17 protein-coding genes and 1 pseudogene are annotated in these 18,654 nt (G+C 49.6%); 10 read left to right on the top strand and 8 right to left on the bottom strand.

All coding sequences use genetic code 11. The annotated features are described in order from the left end of the window. Nucleotides 1-127: 127 nt before the first annotated feature. A complete protein-coding gene (locus C1752_RS21630; protein WP_110988135.1) occupies nucleotides 128-556 on the top strand; it encodes an ATP-binding protein in 429 nt (142 codons plus the stop codon). 16 nt (nucleotides 557-572) lie between these two features. Here C1752_RS21630 and C1752_RS21625 read toward each other — a convergent pair whose 3' ends face one another. From C1752_RS21625 to C1752_RS21615, 3 genes are all read right to left on the bottom strand, one after another. Then, a complete protein-coding gene (locus C1752_RS21625; RefSeq protein WP_110988134.1) occupies nucleotides 573-1,460 on the bottom strand; it encodes a M48 family metallopeptidase in 888 nt (295 codons plus the stop codon). Nucleotides 1,461-1,604: 144 nt separating this feature from the next. Next, a complete protein-coding gene (locus C1752_RS21620) occupies nucleotides 1,605-3,026 on the bottom strand; it encodes an undecaprenyl-phosphate glucose phosphotransferase (protein ID WP_233501806.1) in 1,422 nt (473 codons plus the stop codon). 404 nt (nucleotides 3,027-3,430) lie between these two features. Further along, nucleotides 3,431-4,594, bottom strand: a complete 1,164-nt coding sequence (locus C1752_RS21615; protein WP_110988133.1) for a SpoIID/LytB domain-containing protein — start codon at nucleotides 4,592-4,594, stop codon at nucleotides 3,431-3,433. A gap of 301 nt (nucleotides 4,595-4,895) precedes the next feature. On the opposite strand from C1752_RS21615, the gene C1752_RS21610 reads away from it, so the two are divergent. From C1752_RS21610 to C1752_RS21595, 4 genes are all read left to right on the top strand, one after another. After that, the gene (locus C1752_RS21610; RefSeq protein ID WP_110988132.1) at nucleotides 4,896-5,867 is read left to right on the top strand and encodes a ribonuclease Z; all 972 of its coding nucleotides are present in this window, start codon (nucleotides 4,896-4,898) and stop codon (nucleotides 5,865-5,867) included. 63 nt (nucleotides 5,868-5,930) lie between these two features. Continuing rightward, entirely contained in the window at nucleotides 5,931-6,320 is a 390-nt protein-coding gene (locus C1752_RS21605) for a hypothetical protein (RefSeq protein WP_110988131.1), read from the top strand. 175 nt (nucleotides 6,321-6,495) lie between these two features. Beyond that, nucleotides 6,496-7,125 (top strand): universal stress protein, encoded by a 630-nt coding sequence (locus C1752_RS21600; RefSeq protein ID WP_110988130.1) that lies wholly within the window; start codon nucleotides 6,496-6,498, stop codon nucleotides 7,123-7,125. A 289-nt stretch (nucleotides 7,126-7,414) separates the two neighbouring features. Beyond that, on the top strand, nucleotides 7,415-8,017 hold the full coding sequence (locus C1752_RS21595) for a cyclic di-GMP-binding domain-containing protein, MshE-related (RefSeq protein WP_110988129.1): 603 nt from the start codon (nucleotides 7,415-7,417) through the stop codon (nucleotides 8,015-8,017). 22 nt (nucleotides 8,018-8,039) lie between these two features. Here C1752_RS21595 and C1752_RS21590 read toward each other — a convergent pair whose 3' ends face one another. Together C1752_RS21590 and lpdA are read right to left on the bottom strand one after the other, a co-directional pair. Continuing rightward, a complete protein-coding gene (locus C1752_RS21590; RefSeq protein ID WP_110988128.1) occupies nucleotides 8,040-9,608 on the bottom strand; it encodes a GAF domain-containing protein in 1,569 nt (522 codons plus the stop codon). A gap of 214 nt (nucleotides 9,609-9,822) precedes the next feature. Then, entirely contained in the window at nucleotides 9,823-11,271 is a 1,449-nt protein-coding gene (lpdA, locus tag C1752_RS21585) for a dihydrolipoyl dehydrogenase (RefSeq protein ID WP_110988127.1), read from the bottom strand. Between the two features lie 188 nt (nucleotides 11,272-11,459). Here lpdA and C1752_RS21580 point away from each other — a divergent pair, with 188 nt between their 5' ends. Next, entirely contained in the window at nucleotides 11,460-12,038 is a 579-nt protein-coding gene (locus C1752_RS21580; RefSeq protein ID WP_110988126.1) for a Uma2 family endonuclease, read from the top strand. Between the two features lie 145 nt (nucleotides 12,039-12,183). Continuing rightward, entirely contained in the window at nucleotides 12,184-12,858 is a 675-nt protein-coding gene (locus tag C1752_RS21575; protein WP_110988125.1) for a hypothetical protein, read from the top strand. A 15-nt stretch (nucleotides 12,859-12,873) separates the two neighbouring features. On the opposite strand, the gene C1752_RS21570 is transcribed toward C1752_RS21575, so the two are convergent. Then, nucleotides 12,874-15,135, bottom strand: coding sequence for a slr1591 family oxidoreductase (locus C1752_RS21570; RefSeq protein ID WP_110988124.1), 2,262 nt, complete (start codon nucleotides 15,133-15,135; stop codon nucleotides 12,874-12,876). 156 nt (nucleotides 15,136-15,291) lie between these two features. On the opposite strand from C1752_RS21570, the gene C1752_RS21565 reads away from it, so the two are divergent. Further along, a complete protein-coding gene (locus tag C1752_RS21565) occupies nucleotides 15,292-15,564 on the top strand; it encodes a type II toxin-antitoxin system HicA family toxin (RefSeq protein ID WP_110988123.1) in 273 nt (90 codons plus the stop codon). Nucleotides 15,565-15,566: 2 nt separating this feature from the next. Beyond that, nucleotides 15,567-15,909, top strand: a pseudogene (locus tag C1752_RS30360) (type II toxin-antitoxin system HicB family antitoxin). Between the two features lie 203 nt (nucleotides 15,910-16,112). On the opposite strand, the gene C1752_RS21555 reads toward C1752_RS30360, so the two are convergent. Beyond that, the gene (locus tag C1752_RS21555; RefSeq protein ID WP_110988122.1) at nucleotides 16,113-16,589 is read right to left on the bottom strand and encodes a CRR6 family NdhI maturation factor; all 477 of its coding nucleotides are present in this window, start codon (nucleotides 16,587-16,589) and stop codon (nucleotides 16,113-16,115) included. A 262-nt stretch (nucleotides 16,590-16,851) separates the two neighbouring features. Here C1752_RS21555 and C1752_RS21550 point away from each other — a divergent pair, with 262 nt between their 5' ends. After that, nucleotides 16,852-17,220 carry a Fur family transcriptional regulator gene (locus C1752_RS21550; protein WP_110988182.1) on the top strand — a complete coding sequence of 123 codons (369 nt, stop codon included), beginning with the start codon at nucleotides 16,852-16,854 and terminating at the stop codon, nucleotides 17,218-17,220. Here the strand turns inward: C1752_RS21550 and C1752_RS21545 are convergent. Next, nucleotides 17,209-18,564 (bottom strand): cobyrinic acid a,c-diamide synthase CobB, encoded by a 1,356-nt coding sequence (locus C1752_RS21545; protein ID WP_110988121.1) that lies wholly within the window; start codon nucleotides 18,562-18,564, stop codon nucleotides 17,209-17,211. The two genes, C1752_RS21550 and C1752_RS21545, sit on opposite strands and share 12 nt — an antisense overlap. Between the last annotated feature and the right edge of the window lie 90 nt (nucleotides 18,565-18,654).

Genomic DNA, 18,654 nt, shown 5'->3' with positions numbered 1-18,654 from the left:
GCTAATTTGTTACAATGAATTGATACAAAATAGATAAAATTTAGTCTTCAATAAGCTCCCTTGAGCCCAAATTTATATTTTCTACCATCAACTTTTTCTGTTCTAAAAGCTCTGTGAGATTGTTTGTGTGGTTGCTCTCTCACCCTCAAAAAAAAGCTGCCAGTACTGGCAAACGATTAGCTTTGCTTCAACGCTTTACTTGCAACCTGTTCTAGACTGCATATTGGCAGACATTCCAGAACGGTTTCTAGGAGATTTACGTTTAGGGTTGCAGGAAGCACTGGTCAACGCCGCCAAACATGGCAATAATCTTGATCCGGCGAAAATCGTTTTGGTCCAATTTACGCAGGCTCAGCGTGAAGGCTGGTGGGTCATTACAGATCAGGGCGGTGGGTTTATACCACCCAATTTTTGCTCCTTGGCTTTAGGACAAGCATCGCCCAGTACCCGAGAGGAATGTGGACGGGGTCTCTATATCCTTTACCACATCTTTGACGACGTGTATTGGAACGGGGTCGGCAACGAGCTTCGACTCTACAAAAGCCTAAGCCGTTAGTCCTATCACTTCGTCATTAGAGTCTATTACTAACACTTTGCTGATAAGACTGGGCATCCAGTCCGCAGCTCTGAAGACTGGGGTTGAGATCGCACTTATGCGTACGGCCCTTCTCGATTGCATCCTGAAGAGCCTTAAGGCGATCAGGCACAGCAGGATGCGTACTCAAGAACGTTGGTGTTCGTCTATTTGACAGCAATTTTTTCATAAAAGCGGGTGCCGCAGAAGGAGCGTAGCCGGCCTGACGCAAAATTTCTAAGCCCACCTGATCGGCTTCATACTCGTCTCCACGACCTTGTGGGCGATTGACCAACAGCTCGACACCAATATTAGCAGCCTGACTTTGGCTCAACCCTGTTGCCGTGCCAATCAACCCGGTCGTCAAAGTACGCTGGCGGATTTGTTTGACGAGGTGTCGCTCCTTCACATGGCCAATCTCGTGGCCCAAGACACTCGCCAACTCAGCCTCATTGTCTGCAGCCTTCAGAAGGCCTGTCGTCACGTAAACCCGGCCTCCCATCGTGGCAAACGCATTCACGCGAGAATCCAAAGCCACCTGAAAGACGTAGGGATAATCCCGATGCCCTTGACTACGAGAAACCAAGCGTTGCCCCACTCGATTGACATAGGCATTCACCGCTTGATTTTGATACAGCTTCATCCCCTGACTCATTAGATTATTGTGGATCTGGTTGCCCAGCGCCACCTCATTGCGAGTCGATAAATTAGAGAACTGTAGAACCTGAACTCCCTGACGGATAAAATCTCCCCAGGGGAACGCCTGCGCTGGAGATGCAGGTAAACTGACTGCGACGGCTGCCAGGGCAGCAAGAAAGCGGACAGATCTCAGACCTTGCCGACCCCGAACATCAGTAGAGGATTGAGAGAGAGTCGAATTCAGCATCGTTATTCTTATGAGAGAAACAATCTGGAAGAGAAAAACTAGGGCCTTATCATAGCAATCATCCAAGATAACTGCAGAATAGCGCCTACTAAACAGACGAAGATCTCTAACGTGGAGTTTCCCTCACATTGAAACGAGGTTCAACTAATAGGCATTCTGATCTTTTAAGAACACAAAGAAAGTCTGCAAAATAATCTGGATATCTAACTGCAGCGACCAGTTCTTCAAATAGTCAAGATCGTAGTCAATACGCTTCTGCATTTTCTCCAGCGTTTCTGTCTCACCCCGACAGCCGTTGACCTGTGCCCATCCCGTAATGCCCGGCCTCACCTTATGACGCAGCATATAGCCGTCAATCAACTTACGGTACATCTCGTTATGGGCTACGGCGTGGGGCCTAGGGCCAACAAGACTCATGCGCCCCTGCAGAACATTAATAAACTGAGGCAGCTCATCCAGAGAGGTCTTACGTAAAAAGGCACCTACCCTCGTGATCCGGCTGTCTCCCCGCGTTGCCTGCTTTACAACCGCACCATCCTCTTGAACGAGCATGGATCGGAATTTATACACCGTGATTTCTTGACCATGTAAACCATAACGGCGCTGCCGGAAGAAAATTGGGCCGACAGAAGAGAGTTTCACTGCGATCGCAATACACAGCATGATTGGGAACAGCAGCAGTAACGCCAGTCCCGAAACAAGAACATCAATGCTGCGCTTGAATAAATATTGGACGTCTGTAAACGGTACTTCCCAAATTGCCATCAGCGGGATGCCATTGATCTCGTAGGGACGACCATGCATCAAATGAAACGTCAGTACGTCCGGCACATAGTACACACAGGCAGTGGTATCCAATAAATCCTGTAGGAGCGTCGTCACCCGATCTTTCTGATTGGTAGAACAGGTCACATAGACAACATCAATGTAGTGCTCACGAACGTATTCCGCCACCTGAGGCAGACCACCAATTAGCAGAGAACGATCATAGCCCTGCAGCTGCTCACTGGGATCATCTGCATCATCAAATACACCGTAGAGACGGATACCCAGTTCTGGTGAGTGGGAGACCTCGGCCATCAACTGCTGACTGACGGCGTTGATGCCCACAACCACAGCAGAACGAGAATTATGACCAGACTTACGCAGTCCCTGCAGTAATCTCCATGCGGCAACGTGGACGCTAAGAAGCAGCACAGGAACACAAACAGACCAAGTTAGAAGTAGACTGCGGGCATAATAATGAGAGGTTTTAGTGATATATCCCAAAACCAGCAGGGCACCCAACAGCACAATCCAGCCTAACAATATACGTCCGCCCAACATCTGTACAGACAGGTTGCGGTAGGGCCGATACAGGCCAACCGCCTTGAAGATCGGAAGAATGAGCAAAAAAGAGATAATCGCCAGGGAGGGAATATCAAACCGCTCAAAGTTAATACCGTACAGTTGAGCCAAAATAAGCAACAAAGCAACGACAATTGTAGGATCAAGAATCCGCTGCAAAAAAGTAATCGCCGAAGAGTGATTGCGCAAAATTCCGGGGCTGTTATGGAGCATCGTCATGTTATTTATCTCCCATCAAAGCACCGATGTTCTGGAAAAACTGCATTTCATTACTAGGCAATCTTTGACTTAGTAATAATTTGAGGCATAAATCCCTCAGACAGGGGGAAGAAGGCGTTTCCAAAAGATAGAGCCTCTGACACACCCTGAAATAGTGCTGTATAAACATGATGTTTTCAACCGTAAAGTCTTGCGAACTTTCGCCGACACCCTACTGAAAAAAATAGATCATTGAGCTAGGTATAACCCCCAAGTGATTGCTAGTTTCTCGATTAGAATACTGTCAAGCTTCCAATCTATTAGCAATATGTCGATACCCGCGTATACACTACCTATACTACTAGGTGATAGAACGAGACAGTGTGATAAATCACATTTTTTCAGTGATCCACATTAACACTGAGTCAAGACTCGCCCTTAGAAAGAGCTGTTCCCTGATAATAGTGCTGCAAAATTTGATCGTAAGTCTTTCCCTGCTTTGCTAGACCTAGAGCACCCCATTGGCTCATCCCTAGGCCATGCCCATGTCCTTTACCCGTGATCTGAAAGCCTGTAGGAGCTGTCGAACCTGACTGACTCGCAACCAATCCAGGCTGAGGAGTTACTTCAAATAAAGTGCTGTTGAGCCCCAGAGCTGTCCGCATCTCTCGTCCTGTCATTGTGCGTGAACCACGATCACCCACCACTTCAACGTTTGTGATCCGTCCGGTAAAAGTCTTGCCCAGGGGCTTGATTGCGATGATATTGCCAAGACCTGAGAGCTTCTGCTTAGCCTCCATTGCCGTTAATGTTTTAGTCCACTGATATTTAGGGGCGGCTTGATCAAAATCCTCGACCCCTCTGAGATAGGGTAGCGCTCCGCTCCAGACATTTTCAGAGTTTTCAGTATGGCCGCCGGAACTCGCATGAAAAGAAGCATTAATAATTTTGCCCCCATAGGTCAAAACTTGACCTGCAGTCGCCTGAACAGCAGCATGAGTGCTGGGTGCTTCACCGTTGACACCCCCATAAACCTGATAGGTTTGACTGTCCCCAAGATCAAAAAAAGAACTTTTACTACTCTGGCTTTTATAGAGTGCATAGGAACGAGCTGCGACGGCTTGAGCCTTGAGTACTTCCGCAGGCCAGTCTTTATAAACCTCTTTACCCACAACACTGGCGAGGTAGTCTTCTAAATCAACATTGTTAACGGCTGTAACACCTTTGCTGGTATGAATCAGTGAAACAGTCCCTCGATACCATTGGTCATCAATGTAGACAAAGCCGCCGTCCGTAGGTTTTACAATAAGCCGCCATGCTTGCTGATCGGCAAGAGTAATGGCACCGTTTGCAGGACTAGCAAAATACCCCTGCAAAGCTGGCAACTGCCCTAATTGCTTACCAGAACCATCTAATATCTGAGCTGTAGTAGAGCTGCCGACAGCGACCTGAGACTTACCTTGCTGCACCGCAATCCTCAGGTCACGAGCTGCAGCTGGGGCAATGCACGCCAACCAACAAAGCAAGGTTACTAATCCTATTTTTCGATTCAGCAGTCGGCGAAGTGAAGGGTTTGAAGTTGAAATCATAGGTCTAGAGAGGGGAGCGGCAAAATGGGGGGAAGCTATGTATATGATGCCCAAGGCTAGTCTTGTTTGAGGCCAGCGAACAATTCACTTTCCCCTCAGCAAATTCAAGGATTGGACACCATTCGAGCAAGACGGAATAGCGGGAGAAAAGTTTCAGGTACCTTGATATCACAAAATGATACGTCCTACTGTCAGCGGCGTCAGCGGCCTATCTTTACGGATAGATCATGGAAAGACTTCGGAATCAAAGCGTATGATCTATAAAGGTGAAGTCCTTCTATAGCTTGAGGTCAATGTTGTTTTGCAGATTACCTTTCTAGGAACCAGCTCTGGGGTACCAACGCGATCGCGGAATGTTTCTAGCATTGCTCTCCGTTTACCTCAACGAGCAGAGGTTTGGCTCTTTGACTGTGGTGAAGGGACCCAGCATCAACTCCTACGCAGTGATGTCAAAATCAGTCAGATTCGGCGCATTTTTGTCACACACATGCATGGGGATCACATTTTTGGGTTGATGGGTCTGCTGGCCAGCTGTGGTTTAGCGGCCAATCCTGAGAAAATCGACATCTACGGGCCTCCAGGGCTTAATGCTTACCTACAGGCTTGTCGAAAATACTCGCAAACGCACTTTTCCTATCCGATTGAGGTTCATACGGTTCAGCCAGGTCTCGTGGTTGAAGAAGAAGATTTTTCAGTATCCTGCGCGGTTTTAGAGCATCGAGTGACCGCCTTCGGCTATCGGATTCAGGAGCGCGACCGAGTTGGACACTTCGATGTCAAAAAAGCTGCTGCTCTGGGCATTCCCTCAGGGCCACTATATGGAAAGCTTAAGCGGGGCGGAACGGTAACGCTACCGAATGGTCAGGTGGTTAGAGGGGCTGATTTATGCGGCCCCACGGAAGTGGGTCGTAAAATCGCCTATTGCACCGATACCATCTATTGCGAAAATGCGGTGGAATTAGCACAGGATGCAGACGTTGTGGTTCATGAATCAACATTTGCCCACCAAGATGCCGAATTAGCCTACCAACGACTGCATTCTACTTCAACAATGGCCGCTCAAGTGGCGCTCAATGCATCTGCCCGACAACTCTTTCTGAGCCACTTTAGCCCTCGTTACGCTGTAGGCAGCCCGATTCAGCTAAAGGACTTATTGGCTGAGGCTCGCGCTATTTTTCCGCAGACAGAATTGGCCCATGACTTTCTAACCTATGAGGTACCCCGTCGCTCTCTCACGGCCTCCGAAATAGCACCTGCAATTGTTGGAGGCTAGAGGAAACTCTTAAAATAGGAAGATACTCTTAAAAACACTCTGCAGGTCAAGACTTTACCGCATATGTTTGGCAACTATCAGCACAGTGAGCTGCGAATTGAAGTTGATGCGACTAAAAATGGACTTAGAGAAAGTCTAACGGAGACAGCTCAGCTCAGGCAGTGGTTGTGGCCGCAACGATTATCGTCAGGCATGCCAGGACAGTTGCAGATTGACACGTCATTTAGTAGCTGGAGTGGCCCGATTGAAGTCCAGCATCGTGTGAGTCGATTGAGTTCTAGCGGCATCCAGTTTGTTCTTAGCAAAGGCATTGATGGATTCCATGAATGGTCTTGGGGAGAGGGATGGGTTCAGTCGCGCCTTGAAGGGATTACGCTTTTGCCACTCAGCTTAGGCCAGACGCTGGCATTGGTACGTCTACAATTTTTCTTGAATCATAAAGGCGATTCTTGATCCCCATAATCCGGTTACTGTTCGTCAATGATTGCTGAGAGTTTGGCACAAACTTCTATACAGCAATTTTGTGCCCATCAAGAGACGCTCAGCAGTCTTGCAAGTTTTCCTCACAGGTTCCTCAAACTATTGTTCTATAACCGGAACTGAGATACACGGGACTTAGGAGGTTGGTATGTACCAGAAAATTCTTGTCGCTATCGATAGTTCGACTCTGACAGAACAGGTTTTTGAGCAAGCATTGGCTCTGGCCAACTCCCTACAGGCTAAGCTTATGCTTCTCCATGTCTTATCGATGGAGGAAGAGGGATATCCTGAATTCCCTGCAATTCCTAGTCTTCACTACTATCCAGGCTTGTCTGACCTGCCGCTAGAGACCTATCGTCACCAATGGGAGTCCTATGAAAAACGCGAGCTGAATCGCCTGCAAACCTTTGCAGAGCAGGCACGACAAGCAGGTGTACAGGCTGAAGTAACCCAAACTTCTGGGGCCGCAGGGCATCTGATCTGTGAAATCGGCCAGTCTTGGGGCGCTGATTTAATCTGTATGGGGAGTCGAGGACGTGCGGGCCTCAGTGAGCTACTGCTGGGCAGCGTCAGTAACTTCGTCATGCATCACGCCCCCTGCTCAGTTTTGGTTATGAAAGGAGAAGGTCTACATATGTCTGTGGAGGAATCCTTACCGTCAAGTCAAGCTATTGATGGCGATCTTCCACGATCATCTCCCAACAGCGCTCCCGCAGTGCGAACAATTTCTCAGGCGGAACAGGAGCGGGCACTGACTCATTTGTCCGGGTGGCAGTAGCCTGCGGCAGGTCGACATGCATCAGGTTGATGAGCTTTGTTCAAGCCTATACAGGAGCGGGCGACTTGGGTTGGGGGCTTATAGCAGTCCCCGGCTGAATCAGGACAGTCCTTTCCTTCGCACAAATGGGTTTCAGCCGTTTTCATGTCCTAATCAGTACGTATATTGCTATATTTTTAGGCCTGATAGCTCGATGCTAGAGGATAGGAAGGATTTGGTATAGTAAGAGGCGGACGATCTCATTTCGTTTCATGCTTTAGCTACAGTCCATTACACTTGCTTTTGGTCTATGTCAAAGTCTGCCACGCTTGTTCCCCGCTTGCTGCTACATCAAAGATTGGGCGAACTCTTGCACAAAGCTCATCTTATTTCTCAGTCTCAGATTGAGGTTGCTTTGCACGATCAGCAACAACATATGGAGTTGCGATTTGGCGAGATTCTTGCTCTCAGAGGTTGGCTAAAGCAGGAGACGGCCGATTTCTTTGCTGAGCAGTGGCAAGTGCTGATAAAAGAGTCTTCCAAGGATGCGCTGGGTAGCTACCTGCAGCAAGCAAGGCTTTTAGACGAAGCTCAGGTTGCATCTATTCTCAAAGAGCAACAGCAAAGTGGGTATCGGTTTGGTTCGCTAGCCGTTCTGCATGGATGGCTTAAGCAGCAAACACTAGATTTCTTCTTAGAATCTCTGTATCCAGGGAAGGAATCAGAGCAGCCCTTCATTCGGCGCCCACGCAGCCAGTCTCAGAGAAAGCAGGTTAAACGGGGCAAACAGAAACAGGCTCTGGAGCAGAACGGACAACCTGCACCTTTGTTCATTCATGTCGCTGACTCTGCTGATCAATCATCTCAAGAAAAGGCAGCACCGAAAGATTCCACAATTCCCTGGATTAATTGAGGCTGCAATATCTCACTACCTTTTAGACCCAATCAGTGACAGGATATTGTTCTGTCGGACGGACTGCTAGGTTTTGAGCTTTGTCGAGAGCTAGACCGACCTGGGCAGCAATTTGTGTAAACCACTGAATCTCAAATTCTTGCCAAGCCCGCGCACCGTAGCACTGATGAGCAATTAAGAGGCCCACTAACTGATCCTGCTGGACGATCGGTGCAGTCAAAAGTGCTTTGACTTTTAATGAAGCAAGCTGCTCAATATAGCAGGGAGACAGATTGGCCTTGTAAATATCTTCAATGGCCTTAACGCGCCCCTTTTGATATCTCTCAAGATATCTGGCTTGAAAGCAAGGATCGGGAATATGAGTGCTGAGGGCGCTGGGCCAATCTGGAACGATAGATTCGGCAATCACAACTTCTTGTGCTTGTTCGCTCAATCCGTAAACAATCACGCGGTCAGCATCAAGCACATTACGAACGTGACGAACGGTTGTATTAAAGATTTCGTTGGGTTCGTCCAGGGTCCAGATTTTTTGGACGGTTTCTGTAAACAACTGCATCCACTTGACTTGGGTGTTGGCCTGCTGTTGCAGACTTTCGTGCTTGGCGGAAAGTTTGAGATTCGCAATCGTGAATCCGACTTGGGCTGCAATTTGTTTAAACCACTGCACTTCAAAATCTTGCCAAGTTCTAGAGGCTGCACATTGATGACCGATCAGGAGACCCTGGAGGTTATCATTGCTGACAATGGGAGCAACGACGAGCCCTCTAACGTCTAGGGCTTCGAGCTGCTCGATGTAGCAAGGAGATAGGCCTTCAGTATAGATATCGTTGATGGCCTTAACTCGACCGTTGCGATATCGCTCTATGTAGCGAGTCTCGAAGCATGGGTCTGGAATATAGGCACCTATGGATGGGGTCCAATCGGGGGAAACGTCTTCAGAAACGACGACTTCTTTGAGACTTTCATTGAGGCCATAAACAATGACGCGGTCAAGCTCTAGAACCTGACGCACGTCTTTGACAGTACTGGCGTAGATCTCTTCTTCGCTGAGCTTGTCATAGATGTTGTCAAAGGTGGTAGTTGCAACCTGGAGGCGCTCTGACAGGGTTTCTTGTACTGTTTGGGAAAGATTCGGGCGGGAGGTATCGATTGCTGAACGCATTGAACGTTGGGCAAGATAGGCGACAATCGCACCGGTTAACAGCGCGAGGGCACCGGTGCCGGTAATCAGAGTGAACAACAGCTTTTGCTTCTGTCGTTCTGTGGCGGGGTCTGATGTTCTCGTATCGCTGGTTTGACGGGTGCGGCTGGCAAGCTCTTGAGCGCCAAAGTTGTAGGTGGCGGCCCCAATCGCTAAGATCGGCAACATGCTTGCGATCGCAAGTAAAACCACCTTAGTCCACAGCCCTGAGTCGCGGACAGAAGGAGGAGCTTGAGGGGTGTGTGGACTTCTTGGACGTTCCTGTTCCAACATAGGCGAATCTGTCGTTTCCTCCAGAAGGGCCAGATCAGCATCTGTCTCTGAGGGGAATAAGTCTTCGTAGGATAAATCGAATCCGTCAGAATTGGTAGAGGATGAACGTTGAATCATCAATCAGCCTTCTATGATGATGTTGAACTGAAGTAATCGCGATTGCACACAAGCATCAGGAGGATTTGCTTCACAATCAGTGAGCATCTCTATACAGCGCAGAGGAACATTCGCAAGAATATACTTCTGTCAGTTTTTATTATGTTAGTACGCATCCTGACAGGCGTGCAGCCATAACAGCTTCATTCAAGAAGTTCACTCAGCCAATGAAAAGCTAGGCGTGGGCCAGCCCTGCAGCAGCCCGCTTATAGGCTTCATCAATGACTTCTGAGATGGTGGGATGGGTATGAACCAAGTTGGCTAACGCCTGAACCGGTTCACCCTGAGCGACAGCATTTGAGACCTCATGGATCAAATCTGCTGCATGGAGACCAATAATGTGACCCCCTAAAATTTCGCCAGTATCTTCTCGAAAGATGATTTTAGCGATGCCGTCGGACTCACTTTCAGCGAGCGCCTTAGAGTTAGCTTTGAAATAGGAGCGCACCGTTTTGATTTTGAATCCTTCGGCATCAGCTTTCTCTTTCGCCTGCGGTTCGGTCATACCGACGAAGCTGATCTCTGGGTGGGTAAAGGCAGCCGCAGGGATACTGTTGTAATTAGCCTCCCGATGACGACCGCACATGTTCTCAACGGCAACAATGCCCTGAGCAGAGGCAGCATGGGCCAGCATCATTTTGCCTGTGGCGTCACCAATGGCGTACAGATTAGGAACAGGTTCACCTTGGTTGAGGACTTCCATGCGATCGTTGACGGGGATAAATCCACGTTTGTCGGTTTCGACACTGACGGCATCAAAGCCAAGATTCTTCGTTGCGGGGATCCGACCCGTCGCAACTAGACAGGCATCGACTTCCAATACATCTACAACTTCTTTTGTTTTAGCATCGGCTAATTCAATCACGACGGGGGAACCAGGCGTCACTTTCATGGCGAGGGTGCCGGTGTGGGTATCGATATCACGGGGATCGATCAGCATCCGTTTGGCAAGCTTGGCGATATCGGGGTCGAAGGTCGGCATTAGCTTGTCCATCGCTTCAATGATGGTGACCTCTGACCCAAGGGCCGTGTAGACATCTGAGAATTCAAGACCAATGTAGCCGCTACCGATAATCGCAACCCAGTCTGGAAGCCAGTCGAGCTTGATAGCGTCATCGCTGGTGAAAACGGTTTTGCCATCGACTTCTACTCCGGGCGGTACCCAAGGGATTGAACCACTGGCAACGATGATATTTTGGGCGGTAATGGTTTTCTCGCCATCGTTCGTTTTGACGGAGACCTTTTGATGCCCCGCGACTTTGCCCCAGCCTTCGATGATATCTACCTTGAGACGTGTGAGACTGTTGGTGAGGTTGCCGCGTAGCGTATCGACAAGGTTGCTGGCGTGAGATGCGATCGCATCTCGGTCAAAATTCACCTGTCCCAATTGGATGCCAAGGGACTTGAGATGATGCTGATCGCGCAGTTCTCGCACTCGACCGGAGGCTGCAAGTAGCGCCTTAGACGGAATGCAGCCACGATTAACGCAGGTACCACCCATATCAGCCGCTTCAATAATGGCTGTTTTGAGGCCACACTCAACGGCATGGAGGGCTGCTCCGTGGCCACCAACGCCTGCTCCAATAATTACTAAGTCATAGTCAAAGCTTTGATTCTGCGCCACCGTGCTCTCCTAATCTGGGTTGGCCTCATGCCCGACAGCACCTGCTGTGGCAATCGACTTTATCTTATCCATTTTTCACTGTAAGCCGTGAATTAAGCAAGCTTCACAAGAGTCACGATATCAAGACGATCTGAAGAGAGATCCGAAACAAGCGCTAAGATACCCTTAAGTTCCAGATAGATTCTGCCATGCCCCTATCCACTCTTAAAATGCCTGCCACAGCGACTCTCACCTCCGATCAGTTCTATGATCTCTGTCGGGCTAATCCTCAATGGCAGCTTGAACGCACTGCGCAGGGAGACTTAGTTGTCTGCGACCCGACGGATGAAGCGATAGGAAGGCGGAAAGCCCATCTCTTGATTCAGATCGGCATTTGGAATGAACGCCATCAGTTAGGAACCGTTTTTGATTCCTCTACTAGCTTTCACTTGCCTAACGGTGCAGCTCGTTCCCCTGGTTTGGCATGGATTCATGGAGAACGGTGGAATCAGCTCCCTCTCTCAGAACGTCAAAATTTTCCCTCTCTGGCTCCTGATTTTGTGATGGAACTGATCTCGCGCAAAGAAGATATGGCCGAGGTGCAAGCCAAGATGCAAGAGTATGCAGACAATGGCGTGCAGTTGGGCTGGCTCATGAATTTCTGCACCAGACAGGTTGAAGTTTATCGACCGGGTCTGCACAAGCAAGTTTTACGACAGCCCAACCAGCTTTCTGGCGATCCTCTTTTGCCGGGTTTTGTGCTGAAACTTTCTGGTTTCTGGTACTAACGCCGTCTTGATGTCAGACAGTTAATAGAAAATAGCGCTCCTTCTGCACTATGGTGAGAATCGATTAGATAGCTCTGGTACGTGTTCACCTCCCCCAAAATTCATAAGGCTATGATGGGTACAGGGGAAAAGCGAGGTTGATAGGGTGTCAGGCTTTAAATGTAGTAGTGGTGAACGCTCCAATATTTATTCCGAATCTAAATTCACGAACTGGTCTAGATATAACCCTTTTGATTTAGAGATTTCTACTCTCCCTAAATACTCGAAGCCTAAGCTCAGATTTGAAACGGGTTCAGGAGCCATTTCAGTCTACGTCCAAAAGTTGCATCCTAAATTTATTCATCCTGTCTGTGCTGAAGATATTCAGAATGTGTTGAACAGAGTGCCTGCCAAGTTTTTGGTGCATTTGCATGCCATTTATCTTTTGGGTGGAACGTCTAGGCAGCTTAAAGCCTCTAAGAAGAGCTTCCGGTATGGTTGCTATGAATCTGGAACCATTTATCTCTATGCATTTCCTGAATGGATGCTAAGGAATTGTTGGGGGAATCTGCCAAAACCGACAGTCGTTGAAGAATATAAACGCATGGGCGCTGATTGGAGAAAAGACGAAGCAGGATGGTGGCTGGAGTTTGACCAAGGCAGTCTGGAGCGATTTTATTTATTCGATGTCTTACTGCACGAATTGGGGCATCACGTAGATAAAAGAGTTTGGGAACGAGATACGCCATCAGCCGAACGTTATGCAGAATGGTTTGCCTTGGAGACGGCTCGTGCAATTAGAGAGCCGTCTACTCATTACTTCACAGAGGCTCTGCCATGAAGAGGGTTTAGGGCATCAGCGACGCCGTGATATCACACAGCGTACAGGCTGCGCTAGTGGCCTAGAGGGAATCACCCAGCCAATTTGTCGGCTGTGCAAGTAGCCCAAGGCTTGAAGATCGGCCAGACAGTCGAGGACGTGTTCGGCGGGAACAGCCCCCAGCAATCCGCCAGAGGTTTGGGGATCAAACAAGAGGTGCCAGTGGGGGTGGGTTTGAGATTCGTTGACGTTCTCGATCTGTTGACCTGCACGCAGATTCTGCGGATGGAGTGAGCTAAAAATACCTCGTTCGAGACAGGTCATTGCGCCAGGTAAAGGTGAGAGGGCATCAAGGTCGAGATCGACTGAGACAGGAGCGGCCTTGACCATTTCTAATAAATGTCCGAGGAGGCCAAACCCGGTGATATCGGTGCAGGCGCTAGCCTGATGCTTGATCAAGCAGGTCGCCGCTGCCTGATTCGACTGCAGCATGGATTCAACGGCTGTATCTATCCAGCGGCCCCTGGCTTGCAGGCGCATATCTGCTGCGAAGAGAGTGCCGGTGCCTAAGGGTTTCGTCATTATCAGTGCCTGATCAGGCTTGAGATCGCTTTTTCGGAGGATGCGATCGCGTTTCAAAACGCCATTACAGGACAATCCAAAAGCCAACTCGTTGCCCTCAGTGGTGTGGCCTCCTACCAATAACGCCCCCGCCTCATGCAACACCTGCGTTGCCCCAGACAAAAGCTGAAACAGCGTTTCCTCTAGCTTGGCATCGCTAGCATAGGGGAGTGAAGCCAGCGCCAAAACCGTTTGCGGGGTGGCTCCCATCGCAAATAAATCACTGAGGCTATGGTGGGTGCAGATTTGCCCAAAGATAAACGGGTCGCTAATCAAGCTACGAAAATAATCTAGCGTGTGGGCCATCACCTGTCCGTCTGGAACGCTGACGATGGCGGCATCATCGGCGGCATCCAGTCCAATGATCACCTCTCCCTCAATTGCGATAGAGGGCTGAGCTTTTTGGACCCGCTGTAGCGTCCGCTCTAGGACAGAGCCTCCAACTTTGGAGCCGCATCCGGCACAGTACATAACAGGTTCAGCAGCAACGGGGGTTGGAGCCATGCTCGGCATTGCCAGATTTTTAAACTGATCCATGAACTTGCGATCAATCTTGTCTTTCCAGCGCCAGAGCCAAGGGGACTCCCAGCCCCAGGGGAGCGGTCCCCAGGAGAGAACAGCGTTACGATCGCCGGTGCTAATCAATCCTAAAATCTGGCGCTGAGGTCGATATTTCTCTAAGGTTTCACCGCCCAGGAATCGTCTGAGATTTTCCGCTAGAGGGCGGCCCTGACGGACGGCAAATACGCCTGCTTTGGGGCGCGGGGACTGAACCATGGCGGCGATATCCCCGGCGGCAAATACCTGCGGGTGGGAGAGGGACTGCAGCGTTGGTGAGACTTGGATAAAGCCTTGATCGTCAGTGGCGAGTCCTGAGGTGCGGGGCCAGAGGGGGGCCGAAGCGCGAGTCACCCAGAAGATGCGATCGCAAGTCAATTTAAACCCAGACCGACAGTAAACAATCCCGGCGTGGACTTCCTGCACATCTTCTTCGAGGTGAAGGTGGACGCCCTTATGCGTCAAAATGCGATGAAATCGATTTCGAACCCAGCCGTTGTGGCCGGTCATCACCTGATCGCCGCGATGAAACAAATGAATCTGAACGTTATCGAGCGGCTGCTCAGCCCTCTGCAAAATCTGCTGGATCTGATATTGAATCGTGAGGGCCAGTTCTACGCCTCCGGCCCCCCCTCCGACAATTGCAAGACAGATGGGCTGGGTGGGGGCCAGCTTCACTTGAGCAATCAAACGCTGCCACTGGGCAAGGAACTGGTCCCAGGGTTTTACGGGAATGCTGTACTCGGCGGCTCCTGGTACATCGGGTAGCGCGGGGGTGCTGCCAATATCGATGGAGACAGCGTCGAAACCCACTGGAGGGTGGTTTGCACAAAGCACACGCTGATTTTCTAGGTCTAGACCGATGACCTGATCGAGATAAAACTGAGCTTGGGCTGCTTTCGCTAAGGGACGTAGGTCAATATGGCATTCGTCATAGCTGTAGAGACCGGCGACGTGACCGGGCAGCATCCCTGAGTAAGGCGTATTGGAGCCAGCACTGATCAGGGTAAGGCGGACTCCTGGCAGGGGCTGCATGATGAATTGGTGAGTTGCGATCGCATGGCTATGTCCACCACCAATGAGAACAAGATCTTGAGTAATAGGTTGTTGATTGAACACAGACTCAGTCACAAAGATGGGGCTATCGTAAGGTTCGCAATCGTTAACAGTCTCCTGCTGAAGATTGCAGGCCCCTAAACGACTTGAAGCCTATGACTTAGTATCGATCAACTTTGCTAGACTTGCTTTGATATCATTGATTGATATCACGAATAAATGAACAACAAGCAGAAGAAAACGCTTCGGTTAATTTTTACCGATCCTGTCCCAGCGAATCTTCCGTGGGCAGATATTGCCAAGTTGTTTGAGTCACTCGGAGCCTCTGTTACTCAAGGTCGAGGCAGTCGGGTTCGAGTATTGCTCAATGGACAGCGCGCGGTCTTTCATGAACCTCATCCACAGCGAGTGACAGATAAGGGCACGATCAAATCAGTCAGAGAATTTTTGGTCAATGCTGGCATTGAGCCAGAGTCAGAGTCAGAATATTAAAAATGCTGAACTACAAAGGCTATACCGGACAACTGAATATTGATATAGAAGCAGGATTAATTTTCGGCAGAGTTTTAGGCATCCGCGATGTAGTGACTTTTAAGGGCGATACCGTTGTTGAAGCCAAGCAAGCTTTTCAAGACTCAGTTGATGACTATCTAGAATTTTGTCAGGAATTGGGGCAGGAGCCAGATTAAGTCTTTTTCGGGCAAGTTACCCTTGAGAACCACTCCAGACCGGCACCGCAAACTTTTTGTCGCTGCAGCTAAGACTGGGAAAAGCATTAATGCCTGGATGGATGAAGCACTAGAAAAAGCTGCGGACGAAGTGATCAACGCATCTTGAATCAATCTGAAGATGCTTTAGCCTTCTGAGATGCGTGACGTCGGAACTGCCCAACACGACTAGGTGGACAATCTGGATCAGAAAGTGCTGCTGCTTCTATGTCTTCATCTGTCATTGCATCTACACGTTCCCAGTCAGTTTGACTCTCCAAAATCCTCTCAGAGCCATCCGCTAAAACCTGAATAACAGTGCAGAAACCATCACTAACGCAGCAGCGAAAACAGCTCTGAGTTCAACTCATATCCGAACATCTCTGCCATTTGTTTGAGCTTGCTTTCCCCTTCAATATTTTGATTCTTCAACCACCGGAAGCTCACAAAGATCTTTTGCATGACAAAAATATCCAGGGCCTGGGGGTTAAATTGAATCCCTTCTTTTGGATTAAACTCATGGGGAACCAGCATCGCGGCGTAGCGCACTAGCTCACCGGATTGCCAATCTAACAGCCAAGGAAACCAGGGATAATAGCTGTCAAGGCGCATAAACCAGAGTCGTACCTCAGGAATCTCAGGAAACTCAAGCGTTTGATCGGCCTCTTGAGGATAATCAATCTGAAACTTGATCTCTTGGGTCTGGCTTGCCAGAGTGCCCGTCTGCAGCCACGGATCAATCACAGCCTGAGCAGGAGATAGATCTAGAGCATCTATATGCTCTGCCGTTAGCGCAATTGTCGTCGTCATTGAATTTAAGTCACCTGTTTGCAAGAGCAGCGGTAGCCCCAGGTTCTATCATAGACTTGCCTTGGAACGATGATTTTCTTTCAAGCCCCAGTCCAAAAGACATCAAGGCTAAGCCTGTAATGCGGAAGCGGTTTGACTTTAGTTATCATTAAAGTAATGCATTGAGTGGGAAAACATTGTGGTTAAGTCTCAGGGTGGTCTGATTATTGAGCAGGCAGGGGTGTCTCTTGAGGATGCACTAGAGAAGTGTCAGTCGCTAGGTATGCGCCTCAGTCGCCAGCGACGAGCCATTTTAGAGCTGCTGTGGAATGCGAAGGAGCACCTATCTGCTCGCCACATTTACGATCGCCTCAACCGCCAGGGAACAGATATCGGTCACACCTCGGTTTATCAAAATCTAGAAGCGCTCTCGCAACAGGGGATTATTGAGTGTCTAGATCGGGCAGATGGTCGCCTTTATGGTCACGTGAGCGCTTCCCACAGCCACGTCAACTGTATCGATACCGATCAAATCCTTGATATCCACGTTCAGCTCCCCACAGATTTACTTGAGCAAATTGAGCAGCACACCGGTATCAAGATTACCGACTATCGCATCGATTTCTTTGGGCACAGGGCTTCAGAGACCTGACTGCTGCTCAGCTTGATGCACAAACCGCTGGGGAATTTCGGGATGAACGCCCCAATGCAGGTGAACATAGGAAGCGTGCAGATTGAAGAGGCTCCAGCCCTCACGGGCCGATAGCGTTGAAGCGCCATAGCCAGACAGATCATAAATGGGGTGGGCCGAAGTTTGACTCAGTTGAGAGTGATGAAACTCATGGCCCCAGACTTGAACGCCTTTGCTGAGCAAAGGCGTGTTCTGCTGCACCGTTGCTTGGCGATAGCCCAGCGTTAGCTTAGCCCCCATCGAGACAGTGGTAGGCAGGACACCGACCATCGGATAGGTTTGACCTTCTAGATCCTGTAGGGATTCGCAAAGATACATAAGACCGCCACATTCAGCATAGGTGGGTAACCCTGCTTGAACAGCGGCTTTTACAGACTGCCGCGCTTGTTCATTCTCTGCCAGCGCTGCTGCAAACATTTCAGGAAAACCGCCGCCCAAATACATTCCTTGAATATCTGCAGGGAGGGCTGAATCTTTAAGAGGACTCCAGAAAACTAACTCTGCTCCTGATTGTTCTAGTAGCTCTAAGTTGTCGGGATAGTAGAAGTTAAAGGCGGGATCTTTTGCGATCGCAACCCGAACCCTCCTCTCCTTTGCCTGCAATGGTTTAGGTTTAGCATCCAGCGTCTTTTTAGGACTCATCAATAGCGGCATCAGCCTCTCCCAGTCAAAACACTGGTCCCCCACATCCGCCAACTGCGTCACAATTTTCTCCATCCCCTGCAGCTCATCCGTGGGCACCAGCCCCAAATGGCGATCAGGAATCTTGATCCCCGCATTGCGATGGAGAACCCCCAGCACCGGAAGATTAAGCGGGGCCAATGCGCCTTTCAACACCTCAAGGTGGCGATCGCTGGCCACTCGATTCAAGACCACGCCCGCCAGCCTCAAACGCGGATCAAAGGACCGATACCCGTGGACGATCGCCGCGACAGATCGTGAAAGATGGCTGCAGTCGATTACCAACAAAATCGGGACCGCTAGCAGACGGGCGATGTGGGCCGTACTGGCCCAGTCGCTATCCCCCGCGCCATCGAAGAGACCCATAACGCCTTCAATTAAGCTCAGGTCTGCCGTTGCGCTGTGCCGAGCAAAGCACTGCTGTACATACTGCTCTGACGTGAGTACGGGATCGAGATTTCGGCAGGATCGCCCCGTTACCGCCTCATGAAACATGGGATCGATATAGTCCGGCCCCACCTTGAAGGACTGTACCTGCCGCTGGCGATTGAGACTTGCCAGCAGCGCCAAAGTCACTGTAGTTTTGCCAACCCCGCTCCGTTCTCCCGCAACAATGAGGGTCATGAGGCAAAAACTTGACGGATCTCGCTAAGCCCAAATTTGATTGTTCTGTTGATAGCCATCAATCTGCTTGTCTTTAAAGTCCTGATTAAT

The organism is Acaryochloris thomasi RCC1774, assembly GCF_003231495.1.
GTDB lineage: Bacteria > Cyanobacteriota > Cyanobacteriia > Thermosynechococcales > Thermosynechococcaceae > RCC1774.
Note: the sequence above shows the minus strand (reverse complement) of the source record. Positions and strands in the feature narration are given on the sequence as shown.

Bases quoted from the DNA above. Each gene is read 5' to 3' on its own strand.
- C1752_RS21625 (WP_110988134.1), bottom strand. From the start codon at position 1,460: ATGCTGAATTCGACTCTCTCTCAATCCTCTACTGATGTTCGGGGTCGG.
- C1752_RS21620 (WP_233501806.1), bottom strand. From the start codon at position 3,026: ATGACGATGCTCCATAACAGCCCCGGAATTTTGCGCAATCACTCTTCG.
- C1752_RS21615 (WP_110988133.1), bottom strand. From the start codon at position 4,594: ATGATTTCAACTTCAAACCCTTCACTTCGCCGACTGCTGAATCGAAAA.
- C1752_RS21605 (WP_110988131.1), top strand. From the start codon at position 5,931: ATGTTTGGCAACTATCAGCACAGTGAGCTGCGAATTGAAGTTGATGCG.
- C1752_RS21600 (WP_110988130.1), top strand. From the start codon at position 6,496: ATGTACCAGAAAATTCTTGTCGCTATCGATAGTTCGACTCTGACAGAA.
- C1752_RS21595 (WP_110988129.1), top strand. From the start codon at position 7,415: ATGTCAAAGTCTGCCACGCTTGTTCCCCGCTTGCTGCTACATCAAAGA.
- C1752_RS21590 (WP_110988128.1), bottom strand. From the start codon at position 9,608: ATGATTCAACGTTCATCCTCTACCAATTCTGACGGATTCGATTTATCC.
- C1752_RS21580 (WP_110988126.1), top strand. From the start codon at position 11,460: ATGCCCCTATCCACTCTTAAAATGCCTGCCACAGCGACTCTCACCTCC.
- C1752_RS21565 (WP_110988123.1), top strand. From the start codon at position 15,292: ATGAACAACAAGCAGAAGAAAACGCTTCGGTTAATTTTTACCGATCCT.
- C1752_RS21555 (WP_110988122.1), bottom strand. From the start codon at position 16,589: ATGACGACGACAATTGCGCTAACGGCAGAGCATATAGATGCTCTAGAT.
- C1752_RS21550 (WP_110988182.1), top strand. From the start codon at position 16,852: ATGCGCCTCAGTCGCCAGCGACGAGCCATTTTAGAGCTGCTGTGGAAT.
- C1752_RS21545 (WP_110988121.1), bottom strand. From the start codon at position 18,564: ATGACCCTCATTGTTGCGGGAGAACGGAGCGGGGTTGGCAAAACTACA.